Consider the following 9,154-nt stretch of genomic DNA (forward strand, 5'->3'; position numbering starts at 1 on the left):
GTGACCGGCCGCTGGCCGACGCGCTGCGCGGCCACCCCGCGGTGCTGGGCTGGTACCTCAGCGCCGACCGCGGCGGCCAGCGCCTGGGCCCGGTGCCGGCGCCGGCCGCCCCCGTGCCGGCCGGCCGCCCCACGCCCGGCCTGCCGCACTGGAGCGGCCACGCCGCCAATCTGCCGCTGCTGGCCGAAGCCGCGCCCCGCCAGGGCATCTTCAACGCCCTGCCCGATGGCGACGGCGTGGTGCGCTCGGTGGCCGCGCTCAGCCGCCTGGATGACGGCCTGCACGAGTCGCTGGCGCTGGCGCTGTGGCGGGTGGCGGTGGGCTCGCCCACGCTGCGTGTCGACTGGCGCGACGGCCCGCGCCAGCTGGAGCTGGCCCGGCTGCGCTACCAGGGCGCCAGCGGCGAGCGGGTGCTGCTGCCCGATCTGCGCGGCGCGCTGCGCGTGCCCTTCCAGGGCCAAGGCGGGCCGCAGCAGGGCCGCTTTCGCTACCTCAGCGCGGCGCGCTTGCTGGCCGGTGACCTGCCCGCCGGCAGCCTGGCCGGGCAGCTGGTGCTGCTGGGCAGCTCGGCGCCGGGTCTGGGCGACCTGCGTCCCACGCCCATCCACCCCGCCCTGCCCGGCGTCGAGATCCACGCCCACCTGCTGGCCGGTCTGCTCGATGGCCAGCTCAGCCACCGCCCCGACTGGGCCGGCGCCCACGCCGCGCTGGCGGGCACGCTGCTGCTGCTGGGCGCCACTGCGCTGGCGCTGGCGCTGCCAGTGCCCGCGGCGATGGCGGCCATGACCGGTCTGGCCGCTGCCACCGTCGGCGCCACGCTGTGGGCCGAGGCCCGGCTGGGCCTGGTGCTGCCGCTGACGCTGCCGCTGCTGCCCGCGCTGCTGCAGTTCATCGGCGTGATGGCGGCCAACCAGGTGCAGGAGTGGCGGCGCCGTCAACGCGTCGAGGCGCTGTTCGGCAGCTACCTGCCGCCCGAGCGCGTGCGCCAGCTGGTGCGCCAGCCCGAGGCCTCAGCCGAACTGGCCGAGCACCGTGAATTGAGCGTGCTGTTCTGCGACCTGCAAGGCTTCAGCGGCCTGGCCGAGCGGCTCGAGCCGATGGCGCTGCGCGATCTGCTCAACCGCTTCTTCTCCACCGCCACCGAGGTCGTCCAGACCCAGGGCGGCACGCTGGACAAGTTCATTGGCGACGCCGTGATGGCCTTCTGGGGCGCGCCGCTGCCGCAGCCCGACCATGCCGCACGGGCGGTGCGCGCCGCGCTGGCCCTGCACCAGGCCATGGGCCCGCTGAACGAGGCATTGCAGGCCCAGGGCCTGCCGCAGGTGCGCTACGGCATCGGCCTGGCCAGCGGCTGGGTCTGCGTGGGCGACCTGGGCTCGCGGTTGCGCCGCAGCTACACGGCCGTTGGCGACGCCGTCAACGTGGCCGCTCGCCTGGAGGCCCTGACCCGCGAGACCGGCCTGCCGGTGCTGGTCTCCGAGTCCACCCGCGACCTGGCGGCACCCCAGCTGCCCGGCTGGTTGTGGCTGCAGGTCGACAGGCTGCCGATCCGCGGCCGGGTGCAGGTTGTGACAGTCTTCACGCCGCTGGCCCCCGAGGAGGCCCAGCGCGGCGACTTCGAGCAGCAGCTGCGCATTTGGCATCTTGCGCTGGACGCGGCGGCGCAGCACCATCACGGGACGGCGGCACAATGCCTTGATCAACTGGACGCCCTGGTCCAGGATCAGCGGGTGGCGGTCGTGCCGGGCCTGCCGGCCTTGCTGCAGCGCCTGCGCGATCGCCTGTCCCCCACACCATGAGCAATTTCCTGGCCCAGCCTGCCGCCCCCGTCGTTTCTGCCGCGTCACCCGAGACGCGGCCGGCCACGCTGCGGGTGCTGGGCTGCTCCGGGTCGATCGCGCGCGACTGCCGCACCACCGCCTTCCTGCTCGACGACGACGTCCTGATCGACGCCGGCACCGGCGTGGGCGACCTCAGCCTCGACGAGTTGCTGCGTGTCGACCATGTGCTGCTGAGCCATTCGCACCTCGACCACGTGCTGGGCGTGCCGCTGCTGGCCGACAGCGTGCTGCGCCGCCGCCAGGGCCGCGGCCCGATCCAGGTGCATGCGCTGCCGCAGACGCTGGCGGTGCTGCGCCAGCACCTGTTCAACGACCTGCTCTGGCCTGATTTCACCCGCCTGCCGCAGCCGGCCCAGCCGGTGCTGAGCCTGCACGAGCTGGCGGTGGGCCAGACGCTGGAACTGGGGGCCCAGCGCCGACGCATCCGCGTGCTACCGGCCCGCCACACCGTGCCGGCGGTCGGCTACGCGGTGCTGGGCGCTGGCGGCGACTTCGTCTACACCGGCGACACCGGCCCCAACCCGGCCCTGTGGGAGGCCCTGCGCGGCCTGAACCTGCGCCAGTTGGTGATCGAGATCGCCTTCTCCGAGGGCGACCGCGCGATCGCCACCGACAGCCTGCACCACTGCCCGTCCACGCTGGCGGCCGAGCTGGCCCAGGTGCCGGGCCACGTCGAGGTGCTGCTGACCCACGTCAAGCCCGGCGAGATGCCCACGGTGCTGGCCGAGCTGGCCGCCCGCCTGGGCCCGGGCCGCGCGGTCACGGCGCTGCGTGCCGGCCAGCGCCTGAGCCTGGGCTGACAAGAATTGTCACCAGCCCGGCCGCGCTGACAGGTTGCGGCAGCCCGCCCTGACAAGCTTGGTCGGCCAGCGTGCAAAGTTCACCTGAAAACCGGCTCCCCGGGCTGGCACGGGAATCGCACTGTATTTGCCACGCAGTTCACCTGTTCCACCCAAGTCCCTCTCAAGGAGCTGACCATGAAGCGAGTTCAACAAGGCTTTACGCTGATCGAACTGATGATCGTCGTGGCGATCATCGGTATCCTGGCCGCCGTCGCGCTGCCCGCCTACAACGACTACACGACCCGCGCCCAAGTGGCTGAAGCCGTGGAACTCGCCGGTGGCCTGAAGCAGCCGCTGTACGACTACACGATCGACCGCAACGCGCTGCCCACCGGCTTCATCGCCCCTCCGGGAAGCCCGGGCGCGACCGAGCTGAGCGCCACCCTGACCGGCCGCTACTCGAAGTTCGTCAGCGTCACCGGCACGCTGCCCGCGATCAAGATCACCTACCAGGTCACTGAAGGCCAGGCCAAGAACTACAACGTCGTGTTCGACTCGGCCGACAGCGGTGCCACCTGGACCTGCGTGACCAACACCACGGTGCCGAACAAGTGGCGTCCGACCGCCTGCAAGGCGACCTGATGACGGACCCGGCGGTGTGTGCCTGACGCCCACCGCCTCCGCTCACCACCAACGCCCCGGCTTGCCGGGGCGTTTGTCATTGGCGCGGGCCTTGGCCCGGCAGCGGGGTCAGGCGCCCATGCGACCAAAAGCGTGGCTGCGTGCGCGGCGCCTGGCCGTCGGCCAGCGATAGCTTCAGCCGCTCGTCCAGCCCCGGCCACTGGGCGGCCGTCAGCGCCGCAGCGCCCGCCAGGATCGCCAGCGCCAGGGCGCGCACGAGCCCGCCCGCCCACGTTGGGGCCTCAGGAGCGTTCACGCGATCCCCCGCTTCCTCGCCAGCGCCTGCCAGCGCACCCCAGGCCACCGCAAGCCAGACCTGCGACACCGGCATCACCGCATTGCCCGAGAACTGCGCGTCCACCAGAGCGGCTCCCGTCGCCCACAGGCCCGCCGTGAACGCCAGCGCCGGCCCGGCGGCCAGCGCCGCCTGCCAGGCGCGCCAGCGCTGCCGCAGCCACAGCGCCAGCACCGCCAGCAGCGCCAGCAGGTACGGACCGCCCCACTCGGCCAGCAGCTGCAGCGGCAGCTGGTGCGGATGCATCGCATAGTGGCTGGGCTGCGCCGCCAGGTGCATCGGCCCCACCCCCAGCCAGGGATGCGCCAGCCACTGCTGCCAGGCCGCACCCCACAGCGTCAGCCGCGCCTGGTCGTTGACCGAGGACAGCAGCCGAGCGGCGGCTGCGCCATCCGCGGACAGCCCCAGTGCGGCCGGTGCCACCCGCCAGAGCAGTGCATAGACCAGCACCGACAGCAGCAGCCCCGGCAGCAGGCGGCGCGCCAGCAGCGCGCGCGCCGGCTGCCCGGCGGCCATGACCAGCACCAGCCCCAGCAGCAGGCCCAGCTCGGTGGCCCGGCCGCCGCTGGCCCACAGCACCGCGCCGCCGCAGGCCAGCGCCAGCGTGGCCAGGCGCCGCGCCGCTGGCGTGTCGCCCACCCAGGCCAGGCCGGCCAGCGTCAGCGGCAGGCTCAGCGTCTGCACATGGTTCAGGAAGCGCAGGTTGTCGTAGCCCTGGCCCAGCAGGTCGGGCCGCGGCACGATGCCCTGCAGCAGGCCCAGCGCGGCCATCAGCACCTCGAGCGTGCCCTGCATCGCGCTGGCCGCCAGCAGCGTCCAGCCCAGGGCCTGGCGCCAGCGTCCGCCCTCGCGGACCACATCGGCCACCAGCGCGGCCGCGGCTGCCATGCCCACCCACAACGCCAGCTCCAGCCCCGCCCAGCCCGGCTGCGGTGCCCGTCCCGCCAGCGCCAGCGCCGCCAGCAGCAGCGCCAGCGCGGTGGCCGCCGCCTGGCGCGACGCAGGCCGGGCCCGACGCCACAGCGCGAGGCCGCAGGCCAGCCACAGCAGCATCTGCAGCCCGCGCGACAGGTCGTGGCCGGTGCGCAGGCTCATCAGGCCGGGCAGCCAGGGCACCACCAGCAGGTACAGCAACAGGGCCCCGCGGGCTCCGATGATCGGCCATGGCATGCGCCAGTCCCTCCTCGTGGCGGATTGTCGGGGCAGCCCGGGCGGTGTCACCCTGCGTCAGTCCTCCCGGGCGATGTGACCAAGTTCGTCGCCCGCCTGGCGAATATTCGTGAAAAACTGCCCACTCCAGCGCGGGCACGACTTTCGCATGAGCCAGGGCAGAAACCAGCCGATGCCTACCATCGGGACCACACCATGCCAGTTCGTACCTCCTCCAGGCGCTTCGCGCGCGGTTTCACGCTGATTGAGCTGATGGTCGTCGTGGCGATCGTCGGCATCCTGGCCGCCGTGGCCTTGCCGGCCTACCAGGACTATGTCGCCCGCGCCCAGGTGGCCGAGGCGGTGGAGCTGGGCGCTGGCGTCAAGCAGCCGCTGATGTCCTTTGGCAACGAGAACAAGACCTGGCCCACCGGCGGCTTCATCGCGCCGCCGGGCGATCCGTCGGCCAGCCAGATCCAGGCCACGATCAAGGGCCGCTACTCCGAAGTCACGCCCAGTGTGTCAGGCGTCTACCCCGACGGCACCGTCCAGGTGAAGGTCACCGAGGGCCGGGCAGCGGGCTTCTACGTCAAGTACGTCACCGCCGACGGCGGCATCACCTGGACCTGCCACACCGGCGACGTCCCGGCGCGCTACATGCCGAACGCCTGCAAGGCGACCTGACCGCCCCAGGGCGCCCTTGCGCAAGAATGGGGGCCATGTCCCAGGCCCCCGAATCCGTTTCCGCCCGCCCTGACCTTGCCATGGTGTTCGCGGTGGCGGCGCCGCCGCTGCTGGCCTACAACCTCAGCCCCTCGGCCACGCTGCTGAACCAGCTGCTGGCCTTTTTTGGCTGGGGGCTGGTGCTGATGGCGCTGCGCGCGCCTGTGCCGCAGGCCTGGCGCGCTGCCCGCTGGCCGCTGCTGGCGCTGGGGCTGCTGGCGCTGGGCGTGCTGGCCTCGATGGCGGCCAGCCTGCCGGCCACGCTGGGGCTGTCATCACTGGCGCTGCTGGTGGCGGCCGCGCTGGTGCTGGGCGCCGCTGCCGGCGCTGCGGAAGACGAGGTCTTCCATGCCTTTGCCAGCGCCATGCTGCTGGCCGGCCTGGCGAGTGCGGCGGTGGGCTTCGTGCAGGTCTTCGCGCCGGCCTGGACCGACGGCGCCTTGGTGGCTCGCACAGGCTATGTCGGCCGCGCGGTGGGCAACCTGCGCCAGCCCAACCACCTCAGCAGCCTGCTGGTCTGGGCGCTGATTGCACTGGTGCCGCTGGCGCGCAGCGGGCGCTGGTTCAGCCTGCCGCTGCCCCGGCTGCTGTCCGCGCTGACAGGCGTGGTGCTGGTGTGGGCGGTGGTGCTCACGGCGTCGCGCACGGGCGCGTTGGGCATGCTGCTGCTGGCGGTGTGGGGTGCGTTGGACCGCCGCATGCCGCGCGTGATCCGGCTGGGCCTGTTGTCCACGCCGCTGGTCTACGCGCTGTGCTGGTGGGGCATGGACCTGTGGGCCCAGCAGACCGCGCACACCTTCGGCGCCGCGGCGCGGCTGGACGCCGGCGGCGACATCTCGTCCTCGCGCTTCGGCATCTGGCGCAACACCTTGGCCTTGATCGCCGCGCATCCGTGGACCGGCGTCGGCTTCGGTGAATTCAACTTCGCCTGGACCCTGGGCGTCTTCCCCGGCCGGCCGGTGGCCTTCTTCGACCACACGCACAACCTGCCGCTGCAGTTCATGGTCGAGCTGGGCCTGCCGGCCTCCGCGCTGCTGACCGCGCTGCTGCTGGCCGGCCTGGTGCTGGCGGCGCGGCGCGCGTGGGCGCTGACCGACGACGAGGCCGGCCTGCGCGCCCGCGCCGCGTGGATGATGGTGCTGCTGATCGGCCTGCACAGCCTGCTGGAGTACCCGCTGTGGTACGCCTACTTCCTGCTGCCCACCGCCTGGGCCTGGGGCCATGCGCTGTCGGGGCCGCGCGCGCCGGGGCCCGCGCGCGCGCCGTCCTGGCTGCCGGTGGGCGTGGCCATGTTGCTGGCCACGCTCCTTGCACTGCAGGATTACGCCAAGGTGGTGGCGGTGTTCAGTGCCGGTGACGGCCGCAGCACGCTGGAGCAGCGCATCGCGCGCGGGCAGGGCAGCCTGCTCTTCGGCCACCACGCCGACTACGCCGCGGTGACCGTGGCCGAGACCCCGTCGACCGAGATGCCGGCCTTCGACCGTGCCACCCATGCGCTGCTCGACACCCGTCTGATGATCGCCTGGGCGCGCGCGCTGGACGAGCTGGGCCAGCGCGACCGCGCGCGCTTCCTGGTGGAGCGCCTGAGGGAGTTCCGCAACCCCGACGCGCGCGAGTTCCTGGGCGTGTGCGACGCGCCGCCCAGCCCGCCGCCCTTTCAGTGCGAGGCGCCCGAGCGCGTCTACACGCCGGCCGACTTCACGCGGCCGGCCGCAGCCTCACGCTGAGGCGTCCGCCACCCAGTGCCCGCTCTTGCCGCCCTGCTTCTCCAGCAGGCGGATGTCGGTCATGACCATGCCCTTGTCGGCGGCCTTGCACATGTCGTAGATGGTCAGCAGGCCCACCTGCACGGCGGTCAGGGCTTCCATCTCGACGCCGGTCTTGCCCACGGTCTCGGCCTGCACCTCGCAATGCACGCTGCTGGCGGCCTCGTCCAGGCGGAAGTCCACCGCCACCCGCGTGAGTGGCAGCGGGTGGCACAGCGGCACCAGATCAGCGGTGCGCTTGGCGGCCTGGATCGCGGCGATGCGGGCGATGCCGATGACGTCGCCCTTTTTCGCGGTGCCGGCGGCGATCAGCGCCAGCGTGGCCGGCTGCATGCGGATGCTGCCGGCGGCGCGCGCGATGCGGTGGGTTTCGCTCTTGGCGCCGACGTCGACCATGTGGGCCTGGCCGTGGGCGTCGAAGTGGGTCAGGGGGGAGGTGCTCATCGCCGGGTCCGGGTGGGGAGGGTCCGCAGGCCGTGGGGTCTGCGTCGGTGCCATGATAGCGACCGAACTTTCCCCCGCGTCCGGGGTCAGTGAGGAGGCTCCCTGCTTCCTGACGGCCCGGCGGCGCCGGTGCTTCACATGTCCTTTACACCGATTCTCCCGTGGCGCCGCGGCGCACTCGCGCTGGCCCTGGCGCTGCTGGCTGCACCGGCGCCCACGGTGCTGGCGCAGTCCGCGCCGCGCCTGCCCGCACTGGGGGATTCGGCCTCGGACGATGTCGACATCCTGCAGGAGCGGCGGCTGGGCGACAACATCATGCGCGACCTGCGCAAGGACCCCGACTACCTCGAGGACCTGGTGTTGCAGGAGTACCTGGACGATCTGCTCGGTCCGCTGCTGGCCGCTGCGCGCGAGCGCGACGCGATCGACGCCGATCTGGCACGCCGCTTCGCCTGGGAGGGCTTCCTGGTGCGCGACCGCGCGGTCAACGCCTTTGCGCTGCCGGGCGGCTACCTGGGCGTCTACCTGGGCCTGATGGCGATCACCGCCACCCGCGATGAGCTGGCCTCGGTGCTGGCCCACGAACTCACCCACATCACCCAGCGCCACATCGCACGCAGCATCGGCCAGAACAGCCGCCAGTCCATGGCCACCCTGGCCGGCATGCTGCTGGGCGTGCTGGCGGCGGCCAAGTCGCGCAGCCCCGACGGCCTGCAGGCGGTGATCGTCGGCTCACAGGCGATTGCCGCGCAGGGCCAGCTGAACTTCTCGCGCGACATGGAGCGCGAGGCCGACCGCATCGGCCTCGACCTGATGGGCGCCGCCGGCTTCGGCCTGGGCGGCATGAGCGCGATGTTCGAGAAGCTCGACGCCGCCTCGCGCCTCAATGACGCCGGCCTGTACCCCTACCTGCGCAGCCACCCGCTGACCAGCGAGCGCATCACCGAGGCCCGGCTGCGCGCCGACGGCCTCATCCGCGGCCCCGCGGCCGGCCAGGCCCGCCACGCGCTGATGCAGGCCCGGGCGCGTGCGCTGTCCGACCCCGGCGAGGCCGCGCTGCGCCGCGTGCAGGCCGCCGGTGCGCTGGGCTCGCCGGCGGCCGACCTGACGCGCCTGGCGCAGCTGTACGGCGCGGCGCTGGCGTCATCACGCCTGCGCGATTTCGCGCTCGCCGAGCAGCAGGCCGAGGCCGGCCTGTCGCTGGTCTCTGACCAGCGGCCTGACGCCGCCGTGCTGCGCCGCCTGTGGCGTCTGCTGCGCCTGGAAATCCTGGTCGCGCGCGCCGGCGGCGAGTCCGCCACGCCCGGCCTGGCGACCCGGCTGCGTCAGGCGGCCGACGCGCTGGGCGCCGACGCCAGCCGCGCCGCGCTGCTGCTGCGCGCCCAGTCCGCGCAGACCCTGGCCCGCCTGGGCGAGCCCGGTGCCGACACCGGCCTGCGCGCCGCCACCGAGGCGCTGCAGGCCTGGGTGGCC

The 9,154-nt window shown here is 73.2% G+C and carries 8 protein-coding genes; 6 read left to right on the plus strand and 2 right to left on the minus strand.

Annotated features, from left to right (window positions below; genetic code table 11):
- The 3 genes from KAK06_RS23810 to KAK06_RS24355 all read left to right on the plus strand — a co-directional run.
- A partial coding sequence (locus tag KAK06_RS23810) for an adenylate/guanylate cyclase domain-containing protein (protein WP_210804668.1) occupies positions 1-1,799 on the plus strand: 1,799 nt, incomplete at its 5' end.
- Positions 1,796-2,641: an MBL fold metallo-hydrolase gene (locus KAK06_RS23815; protein WP_210804669.1), complete on the plus strand. Its 846-nt coding sequence runs from the start codon at positions 1,796-1,798 to the stop codon at positions 2,639-2,641. The genes KAK06_RS23810 and KAK06_RS23815, both read left to right, overlap by 4 nt.
- 177 nt (positions 2,642-2,818) lie before the next feature.
- Entirely contained in the window at positions 2,819-3,265 is a 447-nt protein-coding gene (locus KAK06_RS24355; protein ID WP_310741150.1) for a pilin, read from the plus strand.
- Between the two features lie 76 nt (positions 3,266-3,341).
- On the opposite strand, the gene KAK06_RS24615 is transcribed toward KAK06_RS24355, so the two are convergent.
- The gene (locus KAK06_RS24615) at positions 3,342-4,769 is read right to left on the minus strand and encodes an O-antigen ligase family protein (protein WP_210804670.1); all 1,428 of its coding nucleotides are present in this window, start codon (positions 4,767-4,769) and stop codon (positions 3,342-3,344) included.
- A gap of 195 nt (positions 4,770-4,964) precedes the next feature.
- Here KAK06_RS24615 and KAK06_RS24370 point away from each other — a divergent pair, with 195 nt between their 5' ends.
- Complete coding sequence (locus KAK06_RS24370) at positions 4,965-5,432, plus strand: pilin (protein WP_210804671.1); 468 nt, start codon at positions 4,965-4,967, stop codon at positions 5,430-5,432.
- A gap of 35 nt (positions 5,433-5,467) precedes the next feature.
- Positions 5,468-7,198 carry a PglL family O-oligosaccharyltransferase gene (locus KAK06_RS23835; protein WP_210804672.1) on the plus strand — a complete coding sequence of 577 codons (1,731 nt, stop codon included), beginning with the start codon at positions 5,468-5,470 and terminating at the stop codon, positions 7,196-7,198.
- Here KAK06_RS23835 and moaC read toward each other — a convergent pair.
- Positions 7,190-7,681, minus strand: coding sequence for a cyclic pyranopterin monophosphate synthase MoaC (gene moaC / locus KAK06_RS23840; protein ID WP_210804673.1), 492 nt, complete (start codon positions 7,679-7,681; stop codon positions 7,190-7,192). The two genes, KAK06_RS23835 and moaC, sit on opposite strands and share 9 nt — an antisense overlap.
- A 138-nt stretch (positions 7,682-7,819) precedes the next feature.
- Between moaC and KAK06_RS23845 the strand changes: the two genes are divergently transcribed.
- Positions 7,820-9,154 (plus strand): M48 family metalloprotease (locus KAK06_RS23845; RefSeq protein WP_210804674.1); only part of this gene is annotated, 1,335 nt, incomplete at its 3' end.

Source organism: Ideonella aquatica (genome assembly GCF_018069755.1).
GTDB lineage: Bacteria > Pseudomonadota > Gammaproteobacteria > Burkholderiales > Burkholderiaceae_C > Ideonella > Ideonella aquatica.

What these genes read in the sequence shown, in the direction of transcription:
- KAK06_RS23815 (WP_210804669.1), top strand. Translation starts at nt 1,796, where the DNA reads ATGAGCAATTTCCTGGCCCAGCCTGCCGCCCCCGTCGTTTCTGCCGCG.
- KAK06_RS24615 (WP_210804670.1), bottom strand. Translation starts at nt 4,769, where the DNA reads ATGCCATGGCCGATCATCGGAGCCCGCGGGGCCCTGTTGCTGTACCTG.
- moaC (WP_210804673.1), bottom strand. Translation starts at nt 7,681, where the DNA reads ATGAGCACCTCCCCCCTGACCCACTTCGACGCCCACGGCCAGGCCCAC.
- KAK06_RS24355 (WP_310741150.1), top strand. Translation starts at nt 2,819, where the DNA reads ATGAAGCGAGTTCAACAAGGCTTTACGCTGATCGAACTGATGATCGTC.
- KAK06_RS23835 (WP_210804672.1), top strand. Translation starts at nt 5,468, where the DNA reads ATGTCCCAGGCCCCCGAATCCGTTTCCGCCCGCCCTGACCTTGCCATG.
- KAK06_RS24370 (WP_210804671.1), top strand. Translation starts at nt 4,965, where the DNA reads ATGCCAGTTCGTACCTCCTCCAGGCGCTTCGCGCGCGGTTTCACGCTG.